Annotated in this window: 22 protein-coding genes; 15 read left to right on the forward strand and 7 right to left on the reverse strand. The window is 67.7% G+C overall.

From position 1 onward, the window contains the following. Positions 1-89 precede the first annotated feature (89 nt). The 3 genes from pgsA to GON01_RS04580 are packed head-to-tail and all read left to right on the forward strand — an operon-like array spanning position 90 to position 1,368. Positions 90-659, forward strand: coding sequence for a CDP-diacylglycerol--glycerol-3-phosphate 3-phosphatidyltransferase (gene pgsA, locus GON01_RS04570; RefSeq protein ID WP_157026183.1), 570 nt, complete (start codon positions 90-92; stop codon positions 657-659). A 38-nt stretch (positions 660-697) separates the two neighbouring features. Then, the gene (locus GON01_RS04575) at positions 698-916 is read left to right on the forward strand and encodes a MoaD/ThiS family protein (RefSeq protein ID WP_408640900.1); all 219 of its coding nucleotides are present in this window, start codon (positions 698-700) and stop codon (positions 914-916) included. Next, on the forward strand, positions 913-1,368 hold the full coding sequence (locus GON01_RS04580; protein WP_157026184.1) for a molybdenum cofactor biosynthesis protein MoaE: 456 nt from the start codon (positions 913-915) through the stop codon (positions 1,366-1,368). The genes GON01_RS04575 and GON01_RS04580 overlap by 4 nt, the downstream gene beginning before the upstream one ends. 67 nt (positions 1,369-1,435) lie before the next feature. Here GON01_RS04580 and GON01_RS04585 read toward each other — a convergent pair whose 3' ends face one another. Beyond that, positions 1,436-2,338, reverse strand: a complete 903-nt coding sequence (locus GON01_RS04585) for a hydrogen peroxide-inducible genes activator (protein ID WP_157026185.1) — start codon at positions 2,336-2,338, stop codon at positions 1,436-1,438. A 135-nt stretch (positions 2,339-2,473) separates the two neighbouring features. On the opposite strand from GON01_RS04585, the gene GON01_RS04590 reads away from it, so the two are divergent. Together GON01_RS04590 and GON01_RS04595 are read left to right on the forward strand one after the other, a co-directional pair. Further along, the gene (locus GON01_RS04590) at positions 2,474-3,019 is read left to right on the forward strand and encodes a peroxiredoxin (protein ID WP_157026186.1); all 546 of its coding nucleotides are present in this window, start codon (positions 2,474-2,476) and stop codon (positions 3,017-3,019) included. Between the two features lie 138 nt (positions 3,020-3,157). Further along, a complete protein-coding gene (locus GON01_RS04595; protein ID WP_157026187.1) occupies positions 3,158-3,679 on the forward strand; it encodes a carboxymuconolactone decarboxylase family protein in 522 nt (173 codons plus the stop codon). A gap of 86 nt (positions 3,680-3,765) precedes the next feature. Here GON01_RS04595 and GON01_RS04600 read toward each other — a convergent pair whose 3' ends face one another. Beyond that, positions 3,766-5,274: a YifB family Mg chelatase-like AAA ATPase gene (locus GON01_RS04600; RefSeq protein WP_157026188.1), complete on the reverse strand. Its 1,509-nt coding sequence runs from the start codon at positions 5,272-5,274 to the stop codon at positions 3,766-3,768. A 96-nt stretch (positions 5,275-5,370) separates the two neighbouring features. Between GON01_RS04600 and GON01_RS04605 the strand changes: the two genes are divergently transcribed. From GON01_RS04605 to GON01_RS04635, 7 genes are all read left to right on the forward strand, one after another. Next, on the forward strand, positions 5,371-5,646 hold the full coding sequence (locus GON01_RS04605) for a hypothetical protein (protein ID WP_309503078.1): 276 nt from the start codon (positions 5,371-5,373) through the stop codon (positions 5,644-5,646). An 89-nt stretch (positions 5,647-5,735) separates the two neighbouring features. Beyond that, positions 5,736-5,870, forward strand: coding sequence for a 50S ribosomal protein L34 (gene rpmH, locus GON01_RS04610; RefSeq protein WP_157026470.1), 135 nt, complete (start codon positions 5,736-5,738; stop codon positions 5,868-5,870). Beyond that, a complete protein-coding gene (gene rnpA / locus GON01_RS04615) occupies positions 5,867-6,208 on the forward strand; it encodes a ribonuclease P protein component (protein ID WP_157026471.1) in 342 nt (113 codons plus the stop codon). Before rpmH ends, rnpA begins: the two co-directional genes overlap by 4 nt. Beyond that, a complete protein-coding gene (yidD, locus tag GON01_RS04620) occupies positions 6,205-6,414 on the forward strand; it encodes a membrane protein insertion efficiency factor YidD (protein ID WP_157026190.1) in 210 nt (69 codons plus the stop codon). The genes rnpA and yidD overlap by 4 nt, the downstream gene beginning before the upstream one ends. A gap of 11 nt (positions 6,415-6,425) precedes the next feature. Further along, the gene (gene yidC / locus GON01_RS04625; protein ID WP_157026191.1) at positions 6,426-8,147 is read left to right on the forward strand and encodes a membrane protein insertase YidC; all 1,722 of its coding nucleotides are present in this window, start codon (positions 6,426-6,428) and stop codon (positions 8,145-8,147) included. Further along, positions 8,144-8,776, forward strand: a complete 633-nt coding sequence (gene yihA / locus GON01_RS04630) for a ribosome biogenesis GTP-binding protein YihA/YsxC (RefSeq protein WP_157026192.1) — start codon at positions 8,144-8,146, stop codon at positions 8,774-8,776. Before yidC ends, yihA begins: the two co-directional genes overlap by 4 nt. Before the next feature lie 124 nt (positions 8,777-8,900). Continuing rightward, positions 8,901-9,566: a glutathione S-transferase family protein gene (locus GON01_RS04635; protein WP_181599898.1), complete on the forward strand. Its 666-nt coding sequence runs from the start codon at positions 8,901-8,903 to the stop codon at positions 9,564-9,566. Here GON01_RS04635 and GON01_RS04640 read toward each other — a convergent pair whose 3' ends face one another. Next, positions 9,567-10,016: a cupin domain-containing protein gene (locus GON01_RS04640; RefSeq protein WP_157026193.1), complete on the reverse strand. Its 450-nt coding sequence runs from the start codon at positions 10,014-10,016 to the stop codon at positions 9,567-9,569. On the opposite strand from GON01_RS04640, the gene dapE reads away from it, so the two are divergent. Then, entirely contained in the window at positions 10,015-11,148 is a 1,134-nt protein-coding gene (dapE, locus tag GON01_RS04645; RefSeq protein ID WP_232328658.1) for a succinyl-diaminopimelate desuccinylase, read from the forward strand. The genes GON01_RS04640 and dapE overlap by 2 nt on opposite strands. Here the strand turns inward: dapE and GON01_RS04650 are convergent. Next, entirely contained in the window at positions 11,140-11,898 is a 759-nt protein-coding gene (locus tag GON01_RS04650) for a sulfite exporter TauE/SafE family protein (RefSeq protein WP_232328659.1), read from the reverse strand. The genes dapE and GON01_RS04650 overlap by 9 nt on opposite strands. 155 nt (positions 11,899-12,053) lie before the next feature. On the opposite strand from GON01_RS04650, the gene epsC reads away from it, so the two are divergent. Both epsC and GON01_RS04660 read left to right on the forward strand, forming a co-directional pair. Beyond that, positions 12,054-12,743 carry a serine O-acetyltransferase EpsC gene (gene epsC, locus GON01_RS04655; RefSeq protein ID WP_157026194.1) on the forward strand — a complete coding sequence of 230 codons (690 nt, stop codon included), beginning with the start codon at positions 12,054-12,056 and terminating at the stop codon, positions 12,741-12,743. Next, positions 12,740-13,084 carry a DUF2794 domain-containing protein gene (locus GON01_RS04660; protein WP_157026195.1) on the forward strand — a complete coding sequence of 115 codons (345 nt, stop codon included), beginning with the start codon at positions 12,740-12,742 and terminating at the stop codon, positions 13,082-13,084. The genes epsC and GON01_RS04660 overlap by 4 nt, the downstream gene beginning before the upstream one ends. Before the next feature lie 96 nt (positions 13,085-13,180). Here the strand turns inward: GON01_RS04660 and GON01_RS04665 are convergent, their stop codons facing one another. The 3 genes from GON01_RS04665 to GON01_RS04675 form a co-directional block, all read right to left on the reverse strand. Then, positions 13,181-14,278, reverse strand: coding sequence for a hypothetical protein (locus GON01_RS04665; RefSeq protein WP_157026196.1), 1,098 nt, complete (start codon positions 14,276-14,278; stop codon positions 13,181-13,183). A gap of 57 nt (positions 14,279-14,335) precedes the next feature. Continuing rightward, positions 14,336-15,235: an SDR family NAD(P)-dependent oxidoreductase gene (locus GON01_RS04670; RefSeq protein WP_157026197.1), complete on the reverse strand. Its 900-nt coding sequence runs from the start codon at positions 15,233-15,235 to the stop codon at positions 14,336-14,338. Positions 15,236-15,302: 67 nt separating this feature from the next. After that, the gene (locus GON01_RS04675) at positions 15,303-15,701 is read right to left on the reverse strand and encodes a hypothetical protein (protein ID WP_157026198.1); all 399 of its coding nucleotides are present in this window, start codon (positions 15,699-15,701) and stop codon (positions 15,303-15,305) included. Positions 15,702-15,750 lie beyond the last annotated feature (49 nt).

Below are 15,750 nucleotides of genomic sequence, written 5' to 3' on the forward strand. Positions count from 1 at the left end.
TGATCCGGCTCTACCGGGAATGGGGCGTGACGGGAAGGGGAGGTTCACGCTGGACCCTCGGCCGCTTTGCCCGCTAAGCACGAAAGCACATGCTGACGCTGCCGAACCTGCTGACCCTGTCGCGCATCTTCGCGGTGCCGATTCTGGTGTTCCTGCTCTGGTATCCCGGCTGGCGGGTCGGCTACGGTTTCGGCTTCGTGCTCTACTGCATCGTCGGCGTCACCGATTACCTGGACGGCTATCTTGCCCGCGCGCAGGGAACGGTGTCGAAGCTCGGCATCTTCCTCGATCCGATCGCCGACAAGATCATGGTCGCGGCCGTGATCGTGATGCTGATCTCGACCGAAGGCGGCGGCCATCATCCGATCATCCGCGGCTGGGATGTGATCCCGGCGCTGATCATCCTGCTGCGCGAGATCGCTGTGTCGGGTCTTCGGGAATTCCTCGCGCAGCTCAGCGTCTCGGTGCCGGTCAGCAAGCTCGCCAAGTGGAAGACGACCTTTCAGATGGTGTCGCTGGGCGCGCTGATCCTGGCCGGCGCCTTGCCGGGCGAACCCTGGGTCCTGCTTGTCGGCCAGATCTCGCTCTGGGCGGCGGCGGCGCTGACGGTCATCACCGGCTGGGATTATCTGCGCGTCGGCCTGAAGCACATGGACTGACGGTGCCGACCATCCTCTATTTCGCCTGGGTGCGGGACATGATCGGCACGGCCGAGGAAAGCGCCGATCCGCCGGCCGACGTGACCACGGTGGGCGCGCTGGCGGCGTGGCTCGCGGGGCGCAGCGAGGGCCACCGCGCGGCGCTGGCGGACCTGACGCGCATTCGCGCCGCCGTCGATCAGCAATTCGCCGATCTCGACGCGTCGATCGAAGGCGCTCGCGAAATCGCCTTTTTCCCGCCGGTGACGGGCGGATGATCACCGTTGCGGTCCAGCAGGCGCCGTTCTCGGTGGAGGACGCGCTGGCGCCGCTGGAAGCGCTGGGCGGCGGCGCGGTGGCGAGCTTTGTCGGGCTCGTGCGGAGCGACGGCGGCATCGAGGCGCTGACGCTCGAACATTATCCGGGCATGACCGAGGTGGCGCTGCGCCGGCTGGCCGAGGAAGCGGTGGCGCGCTGGTCGCTGATCGGCGCGACCGTCATCCACCGCGTCGGGGAACTGCGCCTGGGCGAGCGGATCGTGCTCGTCGCCACCTGTGCGCCGCATCGCCGCGACGCGCTCGACGCCTGCGCCTATCTGATCGACCGGCTGAAGACCGACGCCCCGTTCTGGAAGCGGGAGACGAGAGGCGGCGACGGCCGCTGGGTGGAGGCGCGCGCGAGCGACGATGCCGCAGCCGCACGCTGGAGCCAACCATCACCCCAGTCTTGAGCCGGGGCCTACCTTCTTACCCCGCGGCTAAGAAGGTAGGCCCCGGCTCAAACCTGGGATAACGAGTTCAGGGCGCCGCCTTCCTCAGCAAATCCGCGAGCAGCCGGAAGTCCTTTTCCCGCGGGCTGTTGCGACGCCAGACCAGCGCGATCTCGCGGGCCGTGTGCTCGCCTTCCAGCGGCCGGGCGACGATGTGCGTGTGGTCGAGGATGCCGGCGTCCAGCGCCATTTCGGGCAGCATCGTCACGCCAAGGCCGTTGTCGACCATCTGCACCAGCGTGTGCAGCGACGTGCCGAGCATCGTCGCATGGGCGCGGAGCTCCGGCCGGTTGCAGGCGGCGAGCGCATGGTCGCGCAGGCAATGCCCGTCCTCCAGCAGCAGCAGCCGCTCCGGGTCGATCAGGTCGGCCGACACATGATCGGGCGGCGCGCCCTCGCTTTCGGGAAAGGCGACCATCAACTGGTCCTCGAACAGGATCTCGCGATCCACATCGCCGCACGCATAGGGCAGGGCGAGCAGCACGCAGTCCGCGCCGCCGCGGCTCAGCGACTCGCAGGCGGCCGCGCTCGGCTCCTCGCGAAGATAGAGCTTCAGCTCCGGCCGCTCCTTGCGGATGCGGGGCAGGATGCGCGGCAGCAGGAACGGCGCGATCGTCGGGATCACGCTCATCCGCAGCTCGCCGGACAGCGGCTGGCCGGCGGTGCGGGCCAGGTCCGCCAGCTCGTCCGCCTCGCGCAGCACGCGCCGTGCCTTCTCCGCGATCTTCTCGCCGGTCGGTGTGAAGCGGACCACCCGCCGCGTCCGCTCCACCAGGGTGATGCCGATCAGCGATTCCAGCTCGCGCAGGCCCGCCGACAGCGTCGATTGCGTGACGAAGCAGGCGTCGGCGGCGCGCCCGAAATGGCCATAGTCGTGGAGCGCGACGAGATATTGCAGCTGCTTGAGCGTCGGCAGGTAGGTGCTGCTCATAACATCGCTCCAGTCGATCAATACGGAAGGAATAATCTATTGGATCGATATCTTCCACTCCCTATATCGGCCGGCGTCGAGCGGGGCGATGGGTCGCGCCCGCCGCCAGTTTCATAACAGGAGACGAAGAGAACCATGCTTACCGTTGGCGACAAGCTCCCCGAACTCACTCTCCCGGTCCAGCAGGGCACGTCCGCGCTTCCCGCCGGCGAGACCATCGATCTCGGTCAGACGAACGGGAAGTGGAAGGTCCTGTTCTATTGGCCCAAGGATTTCACTTTCGTCTGCCCGACGGAGATTGTCGGCTATGGCCAGCTGAAGGGAGAATTCGCCGATCGCGATGCCGAGCTGATCGGCGCCTCGACCGACACCGCGCACGTCCACTTCGCGTGGCGCCGCTCCGACGCGGAGCTCGCCGAGGCCGATTTCCCGTGGATCGCCGACAATGGTGCGAAGCTCGCTTCGGCGCTCGGCATCCTCGACAAGGATGAGCATGTCGCGTTCCGCGCGACCTTCGTCGTCGATCCGGACAACGTCATCCAGCACGTGACGGTCAACGGCCTGAACGTCGGCCGCAACCCGCAGGAGACGCTGCGCGTGCTCGACGCGCTGCAGACCGACGAGCTCTGCCCGTGCAACTGGAACAAGGGCGAAGAAACCCTTCAGCCGGTCGCGGCGTAAGCTGCCGGGCGCGGGGCCGACCGGTCCCGCGCCCCCTCTCGTCATCCCGGCCTCGAGCCGGGCCCACTTTCTTTGCCGAAACAGGTAGGCCCCGGGTCAAGCCCGGGGTGAGGATTATCTGTGGCTGGAGACAATGTGATGTCCCTCAAGGAATTCGCGGACACGCTTCCCGATTTCGCCAAGGATCTGCGGCTGAACGTCAGTTCGATCCTCAACGACCAATTGCTGGGCGACCAGCGCAAATACGGGCTGCTGCTCGCGACCGCGCACGGCACCGGCTATCGCCCGCTGGTGGCGGCGGCGGAAGCCGAGGTCGAGGGAAAGCTGAGCGCGGAGGCTGCGAACGCGGCGCGCGCCGCGGCGGCGATCATGGCGATGAACAACGTTTATTATCGCTTCACCCACCTCGCCTCGAACCCGGAATACCGGACCATGCCAGCCAAGCTGCGCATGAACGTGATCGGCAACCCGGGGATCGACAAGGCCGACTTCGAGCTGTTCAGCCTCGCCGTCTCTGCCCAGAACGGCTGCGGCATGTGCATCGACAGCCATGAGAAAGTGCTGAAGCAGCACGGCGTGAACGCAGAGACCATCCAGGCCGGCGCGCGCATCGGCGCGGTCATGACTGCGGTCGCGACGGTGCATAGCGCACTGAACTGAGCACGTCGTCACCCAGGGCATGAGCCGGGGCCTACCTTCTTCGCGAAGACAGGCGGGGCCCGGGCACGGGCCAGGGATGACGAATCTCAGTTCCGCGGCGCCTGCCGTCGATAGCTGAGCGCTTCCGCCACATGGATGCGGCCGACCGTCTCGGCGCCCGCAAGGTCCGCGATCGTGCGTGCCACGCGCTGGATGCGGGTATAGCCGCGTGCCGACAGCCGCATCGCCTCCGCCGCCTGCGCAAGCAGCTTGCGGCCGGGTTCATCGGGCGCGGCGACCGCCTCCAGCGTCGCCCCGTCGGCCTCCGCGTTGGTCCTGATGCCGCCGCCGTTATAGCGCCGCGTCTGCACCTCGCGTGCCGCACGCACCCGCTCCGCCACTTCCGCGGAGCCTTCGCTCGGCGGCGGCAGCACCAGGTCGGCGGCGCTGACGGCGGCGACCTCGACGTGCAGGTCGATGCGGTCGAGCAGCGGGCCGCTCACCTTGGCCTGGTAGTCGGCCGCGCAGCGCGGCGCGCGGGCGCAGGCGAGGGCAGGATCGCCGAGATGGCCGCAGCGGCACGGGTTCATCGCCGCGACCAATTGCACGCGCGCCGGGAAAGTCACGTGCGCATTGGCGCGGGCGACGCTGACATTGCCGGCCTCGAGCGGCTGGCGCAGCGAATCGAGCACGGTGCGCTGGAATTCGGGCAACTCGTCCAGGAACAGCACGCCCAGATGGGCGAGGCTGACTTCGCCCGGCTTGGCGCGGATGCCGCCGCCCACCAGCGCCGCCATCGATGCCGAATGATGGGGGCTGCGAAAGGGCCGGTTGCGCGAGATTCGCCCTCCCTCCAGCGCGCCCGCAACGCTCGCGACCATCGACACTTCCAGCGCTTCGCCGGCGGTCAGCTCGGGCAGGATGCCCGGCAGGCACGCCGCCATCAGCGACTTGCCCGCGCCCGGCGGGCCAACCATCAACAGATTATGCCCGCCGGCGGCCGCGATCTCCAGCGCGCGCTTGGCGGTTTCCTGCCCCTTCACCTGCGAGAGGCACGGTCCGCTGCCGGGCTCGTCCGCCAGTCCGGGCGCCGGCGCGGGCAACAGCGCCGTCCCGCGCAGGTGATTCAGCAGCGCCAGCAGGTCGGGCGCCGGGATGACCTCGACCGATCCCGCCCAGGCCGCTTCGCCGCCTTGTGCCGCCGGGCAGATCAGCCCCAGCTGCCGCTCCGACGCGTGCAGCGCCGCCAGCAGCACGCCCGGCGACGGGGCGACGCGCCCGTCCAGCCCCAGCTCGCCGACGATCAGATATTGGCTGAGCGTTTCGGCATCGACGACGCCCATCGCCGCGAGCAGGCCCAGCGCGATCGGCAGGTCGTAATGCGATCCCTCTTTCGGCAGGTCGGCGGGGGACAGGTTCACGGTGATATGCTTGGGCGGCAGCGACAGGCCCAGCGCCGCGATCGCGCTGCGCACCCGCTCGCGGCTTTCGGCGACCATCTTGTCGGGCAAGCCGACCACGACGAATTTCGGCAAGCCCGGCGTCAGCTGAACCTGAACTTCGACGGCGCGCGCTTCCAGCCCCAGATAGGCTGCCGTCGAGACGATGGCGACCATGATTCCTCCCCCTGTTCAGTCACATAGTCACAGTCATGACGCCATGTCGAGCCGTGGCGCTTGCGTGGGCGAGCCGGGCGTCCCATGTGCTCCGCCGTGAAAGCCCCGCCCGATTCTGTCCTCCGCATCGTCTATCTGGGCCTTGGCTGGCTGCTGATCGTGCTGACGCCCATCGTCGGCGCGCTGCCGGGCCCCGGCGGCATCTTCGTGTTCGCCGGCGGCGCGGCGCTGCTGCTGAAGAATTCGAACTGGGTGAAGCGCGCCTATGTCCGGTACACGCGCCGTTACCCCAGTCACGGGCGGCTCGCGGACAAGGTATTGCGCCGCGCGCCCGCCCCCCGCGGGCGCGCTAAGCGGGAGAGATCGGATTGACTTTCGCCAGCATTGCGCATAACCGCCCGGCAACGGTGCGGCCGCCCTTGTTTGGCGGCCCTTTTTGTTCAGATTTTGAGGAATGAGCGATGAAGCGCACGTTTCAGCCGAGCAACCTGGTGCGCAAGCGGCGTCACGGGTTCCGCGCGCGGATGTCGACGGTGGGCGGCCGCAAGGTGATCGCGGCGCGCCGCAGCCGCGGCCGCAAGACGCTGTCGGCCTGAGCAAGCTTACTCGCCGCGCGGATTTCCTCGCGGCGAACGCCGGCCGCAGGGCGCCGATGCCCGGCTTCGTTCTTCTCGTCCGCCCGCGCGGCGACGACGACCCGGCCATGCGCTACGGCATCACCGTCACCAAGAAGATCGGCGGCGCGGTCGTCCGTAACCGGATGAAGCGCCGCTTTCGCGCGCTTGCCGCCGAGCTGCTGCCGGAGCGGGGTGTGCCGGGCGCCGACCACGTGCTGATCGGCCGTGCCGGCGGCGTGGAGCGCGATTTCTCCCTGTTGCGGGCGGAGCTGGGGAATGCGCTCGCCCGCCTGTCCCGAACGGAGGCGGCACGATGAAGTCCGTCCTCATCTCGGCCGCCCGTTTCTGGCAGCGTTATCCGTCCGCCATCCTGCCCCCCTCGTGTCGCTTCACGCCGTCATGTTCGGCCTATGCAATCGAGGCGGTGGAGCGCTATGGCGCCGCGCGAGGCGGGTGGCTGGCGCTGAAGCGCCTGTGCCGCTGCCACCCGTTCGGCGGCCACGGCTACGACCCGGTACCTTAGGAGCGAGTTTCTTGGAAAATCAGCGCAACATGATCCTAGCGATCGTGCTTTCGGCCATCGTTCTGTTCGGCTGGAGCGCGCTGTCGAATCGCATCTTCCCCACCGCGAACCCGCCCGCGACCAAGGTCATCAATGGCAAGCAGGTGCCGGTTCCCAGCCCGACGGTCGCGCCGACCGTGGCGACGCCGAAGGCGGTCCGCAGCCGGGACGTCGTGCTGCGGGAAACGCCGCGCGTGCGCGTCGACACGCCCTCAGTTGCGGGCTCGATCAGCCTTGTTGGCGCGCGCGTCGACGACCTGGTCCTGAAGCGCCACCGCGAGACGATCGCCAAGAACTCGCCGCCGGTGCGGCTGCTGTCGCCCGAGGGTGCGCCGGGCGCGATCTACGCGCAATTCGGCTGGTCGGGGCAAGGCATGGCGCTGCCGGGCAACGATACCGTCTGGCAGGCGGACGGGCAGCTGCTCGCACCAGGCAAGCCGGTCACGCTCAGCTGGAGCAACGGCACCGGCCAGACCTTCCGCATCAAGCTCGCGATCGACGAAAACTACATGATCACGGCCGAACAGAGCGTCGCCAACGGCGGCGCCGGCCCGGTCGCGGTGCGTCCGTTCGCGCTGGTGAAGCGCACTGGCGTATCGGCGGACCCGAGCAGCTGGACCCAGCACACCGGCCCGATCGGCGTGTTCGACGGCACCGCCAACTACAAGATCGACTTCAAGGACCTGGACAGCGCCGGCGCGCAGGGCGAGAGCTTCACCTCGACCGGCGGCTGGCTGGGCTTCACCGACAAATACTGGCTGACCGCGATCGCGCCCGCGCCGAATACGCGGATGGATGCATCCTTCCGCGCGATCGGGGACAAGCTCTATCTCGCGGCGATGACGCCCGCAGGCCAGACGGTCGTTGCGCCCGGCAAGGCGGTCAGCACCTCCACCTATCTGTTCTCGGGCGCGAAGGAAGTATCTGTCCTCCAGCATTACGAGAACGACCTGAACATCACCGGCTTTGACAAGGCGATCGACTGGGGCTGGTTCAGCTTCTTCGAGCGGCCGATCTTCTGGCTGCTCGACAATCTGTTCAAGGCGGTCGGCAATTTCGGTGTCGCGATCATCCTGCTGACGCTGATCGTGCGCGGGCTGATGTTCCCGATCGCGCAGCGCCAGTTCGCGTCGATGGCCGCGATGCGCGCGCTACAGCCCAAGGTGAAGGCGCTGCAGGAGCGTCACAAGGACGACAAGCCGAAGCTGCAGCAGGAAATGCTGGAGCTGTACAAGCGCGAGAAGGTCAATCCGCTCGCCGGCTGCCTGCCCATCGTGCTGCAGATCCCGGTCTTCTACGCGCTCTATAAGGTGCTGATGCTGACGATCGAGATGCGGCACCAGCCGTTCGTGCTGTGGATCAAGGACCTGTCCGCGCCCGATCCGCTGACGCCGGTCAACCTGTTCGGTTATCTGGACTTCACGCCGCCGCACATGCTGGCGCTGGGCGTGCTGCCGATCCTGCTCGGCATCACCATGTACATCCAGTTCAAGCTCAACCCGGCCCAGATGGATCCGGTGCAGCAGCAGGTCTTCTCGATCATGCCCTGGGTGTTCATGTTCATCATGGCGCCGTTCGCGGCCGGCCTGCAGCTCTACTGGACGGTCTCGAACCTGCTCGCGATCGCGCAGCAGAAGTGGCTGTACAGCCGTTATCCGGCGCTGAAGAACAATCCGAATACCGCGACCACATGAACGACGAATTGGTCGAGCAGGCCCGGAAGCTGTTCGCGGGGCCGATCGCGTTCCTCAAGTCGGCGCCGGAGCTGAAATTCCTGCCCGATCCGGACGTGCCCGAGGTCGCGTTCGCCGGCCGCTCGAACGTCGGCAAATCGTCGCTGTTGAACGCGCTGACCGGCCGCAACGGGCTCGCGCGCACCTCGAACACGCCGGGGCGGACGCAGGAGCTCAATTTCTTCGATGTCGGCGAGCCGCTGCAGCTGCGGCTGGTCGACATGCCCGGCTACGGCTTCGCCAAGGCGCCCAAGGACCTGATGCGCCGGTGGAAGTATCTGGTGAACGATTTTCTGCGCGGGCGCGCCATGCTGAAGCGCGTGCTGGTGCTGGTCGACAGCCGCCACGGGCTGAAGGACGTCGATCGCGAGCTGATGGAAATGCTCGATAAGGCGGCCGTCTCGTACCGCCTCGTCCTCACCAAGGCCGACAAGGTGAAGGCGACCGAGCTCGCCGCGGTGCGCCAGAAAACGGCGGACGAGGCCCGCAAGCACCCCGCCGCCCATCCGGACGTGATCGCCACGTCCAGCGAAAAGGGCATGGGCATTCCGGAGCTGCGCGCCGCCGTGCTGGAAGCGGTCACCTCATAGCCGTCATTGCGAGCGGAGCGAAGCAATCTAGTGGGCCCCGGCCTCGGACTGGATTGGTTCGTCGCTGCGCTCCTCGCAATGACGGGCTTGAGCCGAGGGGAAGCGAAAGGCTACGGGCGGCCGCATGTTGAAGCTCTTTATCGGCAACAAGGCCTATTCCAGCTGGTCGATGCGCGGCTGGCTCGCGGTCAGGCAATCCGGCCTTCCGTTCGAGGAAGCGACCGTGCCGCTGTTCGACGAGGACTGGAATCGCAGGCGCGAGGGCGACGAATTCGCGCCGAGCCACGGCAAGGTGCCGATCCTGTGGGAAGACGAGGTGGTCGTCTGGGACTCGCTGGCGATCGTCGACTGGCTGGCGGACAAGGTCGGCCGCGACATTTTCTGGCCGGCAGATGAAGGCGCGCGGGCGATGGCGCGCTCGATGGCGGCGGAAATGCACTCCAGCTATCCGAACCTGCGCCGCGACCTGACGATGAACGTCCGCAAGCAATTCCCGACGCGCCAGTTCCAGAGCGAGACCGTGCAGGAGATCGGGCGCATCCTCGGCCTCTGGGCGCAGGCCCGCGCGCGCTATGGCGGCACCGGCAAATATCTGTTCGGCGACTATACCGCCGCCGACATCATGTTCGCGCCGGTCGCGACGCGCTTCGTCACCTACTCGGTGCCGTTGCCGGGCTTTGCCGCGACCTATGTCGAGGCACTGTTCACGCACCCGCACATCCGCCAGTGGATCGAGGACGCGCAGGACGAGAGCTGGACGATCGAGAAATACGAGCAGCCGGTCGCCTGATCAGAAGTCGCTGCCGTCCTTGCGCTTCTGGCGGCCCGCGCCGGCGAACAGGTGCATGTCGATATCGGGATAATGGCAGTCGGACAGCGCGAGCTTGCCGATCGCCAGCAGCGTGCAATCTCGCTCGCTTTCGTTGATCAGCACATGGCCATTGCCGTCGTTCTTGACGAAGACGGCGATGTCGCCCGCGCGCATCGGCGTGCGGCCGCTGTCGTCGACCAGGGTCGCTTCGCCGTCCAGCATCACGACAAGCTCGTCCTCGCCCTCGTGCCAGTGGCGCTGCGATGACCAAGCGCCGGGTTTCAGCACCACATGGCTGGCGCCGAAATCGGTGAGCCCGGTCGGGCCCATCAGCTTGCGATACCAGCGCCCCTGTACCACGCCGGCATATTCGGGCGGGTAGCCGGTTGCATTGGTCTGCGGGATTTGGTCGAGGTGGAGCTTGGGCATGGGAGGAATGATGTCGCACGCGCTGGAGCTTGCCAAGCAGCTGATCGCCTGGCCCAGCGTGACGCCGGCGCGCGGGGCCGTGTTCGAGGCGGTCGAGGCGATGCTGACCGCGCGCGGCTTCACCGTTGACCGCTTCACTGCCGGCGAGGCGCCGGACGGGCCGGTCGAGAACCTGCTCGCCTGGCGGGGGGAGGGCGGGCCGCACTTCGCCTTCGCCGGCCATCTCGACGTTGTGCCGCCGGGCGACGGCTGGTCCGCCGACCCGTTCGCGGCGGAAGTGAAAGGCGATCTGCTCTACGGCCGCGGCGCCGTCGACATGAAGGGAGCGATCGCTGCGTTCATCGCCGCGCTCGATCGGGTGGAACAGCACACCGGCACGATCAGCCTGGTCCTGACCGGCGACGAGGAGGGGCCGGCGATCTTCGGCACCCGCGCGCTGATCGAACGCATAGCAATGCGCGGGCTGAAACCCGACCTCTGTCTCGTGGGCGAGCCGACGTCGGTCCACCGGCTGGGCGACACCATCAAGATCGGCCGGCGCGGCTCGGTCAATATCTGGATCAAGGTGCCCGGCACGCAAGGCCATGTCGCCTATCCCGCGCTCGCCGACAATCCGATCCCGAAGCTGGTCCGCGCCCTTGCCCGCATCGACGCGGTCCACCTCGACGACGGCACCGACTGGTTCCAGCCGTCGAACATCGAGATCACCGACCTGGAGGTCGGCAACCCGGCCAGCAACGTGATCCCGGCGCGCGCCAGGGCCCGGCTCAGCATCCGCTTCAACGATCTGCACCGAGGCGACGACCTCGCCGCGCGCGTGCGCGACCTGGTGCTGGCGGAGGCGCCGGACGCGATTGTGACGCCGCGCGTTTCCGGCGAGGCGTTCCTGACCGAGCCGGGCGCCTTTTCCGGCCTGGTCGCCGCCGCGATCCGCGACCACACCGGCATCGAGCCCGAGCTGTCGACCAGCGGCGGCACGTCCGACGCGCGCTTCCTGTCGAAGCTGTGCCCGGTCGTGGAGTTCGGCCTCCCGAACGCGACGATGCACAAGCTGGACGAAGCGGTCGCCCTTGCCGACCTGGAGGGCCTGACGGCGATCTACGCGGACATCATGCGGCGCGCTTTAGGCTAGCGCGCTGTAGATCGAGAAGCCGCAGGTGATCACCAGCAGCCCGCCGACAAAGCCCATCAGCCTGCGCGCGGACAGCCGCTTGACCAGCACCGCCCCGAACGGCGCCGCCGCCAGGCCGCCGACCAGGATGCCGATCGTCTGGAACGTGAACGCCTCCCAGCCGAGCGTCCACAGGAAGGTGGCGGAGATCGTCGCGGTCAGGAAGAACTCGGCTGTGTTGACGGTGCCGACCGTCTTGCGCGGGCTGGCGCCCTGGACAAGCAGGTTGGACGTGACCACCGGTCCCCATCCGCCGCCGCCGGCCGCGTCAAGGAACCCGCCGACGGCGCCCAGCGGCTCGACATAGCGGGGCGGACGATGCTCATGCTCGCCGTGCCAGGCCCGATAGAGCAGGTAGAGGCCGATCGCGCCCAGATAGGCCATCACGAATGGCCGCGCGACGCTCGCGTCGATGTTGCTGAGCAGATAGGCGCCGATCGCGCCGCCGATCACGCCGGGGATCATCAGCCGCAGGAACAGCTTCCAATCCACGTTGCGGTGCAGCGTGTGGCTGATGCCCGACGCGGCCGTGGTGAAGGTTTCGACGGCATGGACGCTCGCCGATGCCGCGGCTGGGGACACGCCCATGGCGCTCATCAGGAGCGTCGAGTTGATGACGCCGAACGCCATGCCCAGCGCGCCGTCCACCAGCTGCGCGGCGAACCCGATCCCGACGAACGGGAGCAGCGAGATCAGGTCCGAAGGGCTCAATCCGTTTCACTCCCGCACCGTTCGATCGCCGCCTCTGCGCTCGCCGGTCCCGTCGGGCAAGACAGAAGCGCTTGTGCCCCGACAAGCCGGACGTTCATAAACTGGCAATCGCACCTGGGTTTCCCTAAATATGTGCGCCCAAGGGAGGGAGAGGCATGGCGAGCAGGCTTGTCGCTTATCTGGATTCCATTCGTGCCCGCGACCCTGCGCCTCGCAGCCGCTGGGAGATTCTTCTCTATCCGGGCGTGCTCGCGGTCGCGATGCACCGCGTTGCCCACTGGCTGTTCGAAGGGGAGCTGTTCTTCCTCGCCCGCTTCGTCAATCACCTGTCGCGCGTACTGACCGCGATCGACATCCATCCGGGCGCGAAGATCGGGCGCAACCTGTTCATTGATCACGGCTTCAGCGTGATCGGCGAGACGGCCGAGATCGGCGACAACGTCACCATCTACCAGTGCGTGACGCTGGGCGGCACCAACCCGGCCGACGGTGTCGCCGGCAAGCGCCATCCGACGCTGGAGGACGGGGTGATCGTCGGATCGGGCGCGCAGGTGCTCGGGCCGATCACCGTCGGCAAGGGCGCGCGGGTTGGCGCAAATGCCGTCGTGACCAAGGACGTGCCGGAGGGGGCGGTGATGGTCGGGATTCCGGCCAAGCCCACCCTGATGGATGCGGAGCAGTATCAGAAGGACTTCATCCCGTACGGGACCGTCTGTTCCGATCTGTGCGATCCCGCCGGTCAGCGGCTGGAAGGGATGAAGGCGGAAATCGACCGGCTCCAGGCCCGGATCGACGCGCTGCTGGCGGAGCGCAAGCAGACGGAGCGGCAAGACCTCTTCGGATGAGCAACGTCCACCCTTTTCCGGTAGCGCAGCGCTGGTGCGGGCAGGTCGGCTTCGACCGGCCCGAGCTGATGCGCATCCTCGATCTCTACGGGCGGATGGTCGCCGCCGGCCTGTGGCGGGATTACGCGATCGACCTGGGGCGCGACGCTGCCGTGTTCAGCGGCTTCCGTCGCACCGCCGAACGGCCCGAGTTCCGGATCGAAAAACGCCCGGCGCTGCGCCATCGCCAAGGCCAATGGGCGCTGATCGGCGAAAGCGGCACGGTGCTGAAGCGCGGCCATGAGCTGGGGCCGGTGCTCGCGCCGGTCGAGCGAAAACTGCTGAAGCTGGTGCAGAATTAGCCCTTTGTCATTGCGAAGACCCCGGATTTGGTCCGGGGGCGAAGCAATCCATTGCGGTTGACACTGGATTGCTTCGTACGCCCGCAATGACGGGGCTCAGGCCGAAACCGGCTGTCCCACCGCCACCTCATGCGCCGGCGGCAGCTTGGCGCGGAATCCCTCCGGCAGCCGCTCGACGATCGCCGCCCGCACCATGTGCCAATAGGCGGAGAGCAGCAGCAGCGCCGATCCGATCACCAGCGCGGTAAGCGCGAGGTTGAGGCCGACTGCGCCCAGTTCCCGGAACAGCGCGCTCAGCGCGTAGAGCACATAGGCGAGTGCCGAGACCATCAAGGCGCGGCGGTCGATCACCAGCGCGACGGCGGCGAGCAGCACGTAAAGCAGCACCACGATTACCGCGCTGCCCATTGACACGCGGTTGTCCAGCACGCCCAGCGCCTGGAACACCGGATGGACGATCAGCGGCGCGGCCAGCAGGTGCAGCCAGAAGCCGACATCGGCGCGGCGCGTCTTGCGCTCGCGGTCGGACGCGTCCCACCACATCGCGAAGGCGAACACGCCAACGCCGAGCACGAACGCGCCGGTCAGCATCGCTGCCCTGAGAGCCGGCGTGTCGCCGATCGCGAACGCGATCAGCGCCAGGACGAGCCCGGCGATGGCCGCGGCGCCTGCCGCGATCGTGATCGGCACGCGGAAACGGCGCCAGTGCAGCCAGGTCGCACCCGCCGCGACCGCAGCGGCAGCCGCCGCGACGAGCGCCGCGGTGCGGTCGTTTTCGCCCTGGAACGCCGCGTCGCCGATCGGTAGCGCGATCGCGACCAGCGCGGTCACGAACGCGCCGCCAGCAAAAGCGAGCAGCAGGATGATACTGGGCAGCGCCATCCTCCGCTGGCGAGTGAAGAACTCGGCGAGACCCCAGGCGGCCGCCGCCACGAACAGGCCGGCCATCAGCGACGGTCCGTCGCGACCCAGCTTCGGCCCGATCGAATCGCCGATCCACGCCAATGCGACCAGAAGCAGCACGCTCGCGATCGCGACGAAAATGTCGTTGAAGCCGCTGAGCAGCCGGAATTGCTCTTCGTCCACCACCGGCGTGGTGCCATGATCGGCCAGGTAGCGCCTGAGCGCCCCCGCCGCATCGGCCGAAATCGCCCCTGCGGCGACGGCGCGCTCGATATCCGTATCGCTGTACATCGGCAGTCCTCCCGGACGGGAGAATAGCAGAACTGTATTGCTGTAGCAATACAGTAGTTATCCGCCCTGCAGCAGCTTGAGGATCGCCATCGACTGCTCGCCGCCCGATTGCGGGACCGTCTCGACGCTGCGGTCGGTGATCTCGTCCCAATGCGCCGCAATGCCTTCGGGCGTACGTTCGGCTTCCGGCAGCAGCACGCCCTTCGTCATGGTCACATAGGCGGCGTGGAAAGCGCCGGCCCCCGCGCCGACAATCATGTTCGACGGCGCGTCCTCGCTGACCAGGAACAGCGCGGCGGGAACCACATTCTCCGGCGCGAAGGCCTTGAACGCTTCGGGCGGAAACAGGTCCTCGGTCATCCGCGTCCCGGCGACCGGCGCGATCGTGTTGACGCGGATGTTGTACTTGGCGCCTTCCAGGTTGAGCGTCTTGGTCAGGCCGGCCAGCCCCAGCTTGGCAGCGCCGTAATTGGCCTGGCCGAAATTGCCGTAAAGGCCGGTCGAGCTGGCCGTCATCAGGATGCGGCCATAGGCCTGCTCGCGCATCGTCTCCCACGCCGCCTTGGTGCAGTTGGCGGAGCCGTTCAGGTGCACGTCGACGACAAACCGGAAATCGGCCGGCTCCATCTTGGCGAAGCTCTTGTCGCGCAGCACGCCGGCATTGTTGATCAGGATATGGACGCCGCCCCAGCGCTCCTTGGCCCTGGCGACCATCTCCACCATCTGCTCATATTCGGTGACGCTGCCGCCGTTCGACATCGCCTCGCCGCCCGCGGCCGCGATCTCCTCGACCACCTTCAGCGCCGCATCCGAATGGCCGGTGCCGTCGCGCGCGCCGCCGAGATCGTTGACGACGACCTTCGCGCCGCGCCGGGCAAGCTCCAGCGCATAGGCGCGGCCCAGGCCGCCGCCGGCGCCGGTGACGATCGCGACGCGGTCCTTGAAACTGATGATCATGCGAAAAGAGCCTCCCGAAACTGGTTCGGGAGGCTCTTTGCTCGACTTGGCGGTTGACCCGCAAGCCTTAGCGGCGGCTGTGCTTCACGTCGCGGGCGCGGCTCTCGTCCTGCTTGCAGTGATCGGTGATCGTGCGGGAGCAGCGCGGATAGGGACCGGTCGATGCCGGCGGTGCGGTCATGTTGCCGCCCTGCTGGACCATAACCGTGCCGGAGCCGGACGTCCCCATGGTGGACGTGGTCGTACCCGTCGACATCGTGCTGCTCATTGTCGAATCGGGCATCGTCGTGGTCGTCGCGGGCGGGTTGGTCGCCGGCGGTGGCCCCATCGTGTCGCGCTCGCCCATGGTCGTGCCCGGCTGCAGCGTCGCGTTCGAACCGATCGGCTGGCCGGCGTCGCGCGGATCGGCCTGCGCGAAGGCGACGCCGCTGATCATCAGTGCCGAAGCCAACAAGATGCTTTTCATAACCGTCTCCTCGTTGCGGCGCGGCCCGGCCGCCCGCTTCAAAGCCCCG

The organism is Sphingomonas horti (assembly GCF_009753715.1).
GTDB classification, from domain to species: domain Bacteria; phylum Pseudomonadota; class Alphaproteobacteria; order Sphingomonadales; family Sphingomonadaceae; genus Sphingomonas_B; species Sphingomonas_B horti.

Coding starts and splice junctions, on each gene's coding strand:
- pgsA (WP_157026183.1), top strand. CDS start 90: ATGCTGACGCTGCCGAACCTGCTGACCCTGTCGCGCATCTTCGCGGTG.
- GON01_RS04575 (WP_408640900.1), top strand. CDS start 698: ATGATCGGCACGGCCGAGGAAAGCGCCGATCCGCCGGCCGACGTGACC.
- GON01_RS04580 (WP_157026184.1), top strand. CDS start 913: ATGATCACCGTTGCGGTCCAGCAGGCGCCGTTCTCGGTGGAGGACGCG.
- GON01_RS04585 (WP_157026185.1), bottom strand. CDS start 2,338: ATGAGCAGCACCTACCTGCCGACGCTCAAGCAGCTGCAATATCTCGTC.
- GON01_RS04590 (WP_157026186.1), top strand. CDS start 2,474: ATGCTTACCGTTGGCGACAAGCTCCCCGAACTCACTCTCCCGGTCCAG.
- GON01_RS04595 (WP_157026187.1), top strand. CDS start 3,158: ATGTCCCTCAAGGAATTCGCGGACACGCTTCCCGATTTCGCCAAGGAT.
- GON01_RS04600 (WP_157026188.1), bottom strand. CDS start 5,274: ATGGTCGCCATCGTCTCGACGGCAGCCTATCTGGGGCTGGAAGCGCGC.
- rpmH (WP_157026470.1), top strand. CDS start 5,736: ATGAAGCGCACGTTTCAGCCGAGCAACCTGGTGCGCAAGCGGCGTCAC.
- yidD (WP_157026190.1), top strand. CDS start 6,205: ATGAAGTCCGTCCTCATCTCGGCCGCCCGTTTCTGGCAGCGTTATCCG.
- yihA (WP_157026192.1), top strand. CDS start 8,144: ATGAACGACGAATTGGTCGAGCAGGCCCGGAAGCTGTTCGCGGGGCCG.
- GON01_RS04635 (WP_181599898.1), top strand. CDS start 8,901: ATGTTGAAGCTCTTTATCGGCAACAAGGCCTATTCCAGCTGGTCGATG.
- dapE (WP_232328658.1), top strand. CDS start 10,015: ATGGGAGGAATGATGTCGCACGCGCTGGAGCTTGCCAAGCAGCTGATC.
- GON01_RS04640 (WP_157026193.1), bottom strand. CDS start 10,016: ATGCCCAAGCTCCACCTCGACCAAATCCCGCAGACCAATGCAACCGGC.
- epsC (WP_157026194.1), top strand. CDS start 12,054: ATGGCGAGCAGGCTTGTCGCTTATCTGGATTCCATTCGTGCCCGCGAC.
- GON01_RS04660 (WP_157026195.1), top strand. CDS start 12,740: ATGAGCAACGTCCACCCTTTTCCGGTAGCGCAGCGCTGGTGCGGGCAG.
- GON01_RS04665 (WP_157026196.1), bottom strand. CDS start 14,278: ATGTACAGCGATACGGATATCGAGCGCGCCGTCGCCGCAGGGGCGATT.
- GON01_RS04670 (WP_157026197.1), bottom strand. CDS start 15,235: ATGATCATCAGTTTCAAGGACCGCGTCGCGATCGTCACCGGCGCCGGC.
- GON01_RS04675 (WP_157026198.1), bottom strand. CDS start 15,701: ATGAAAAGCATCTTGTTGGCTTCGGCACTGATGATCAGCGGCGTCGCC.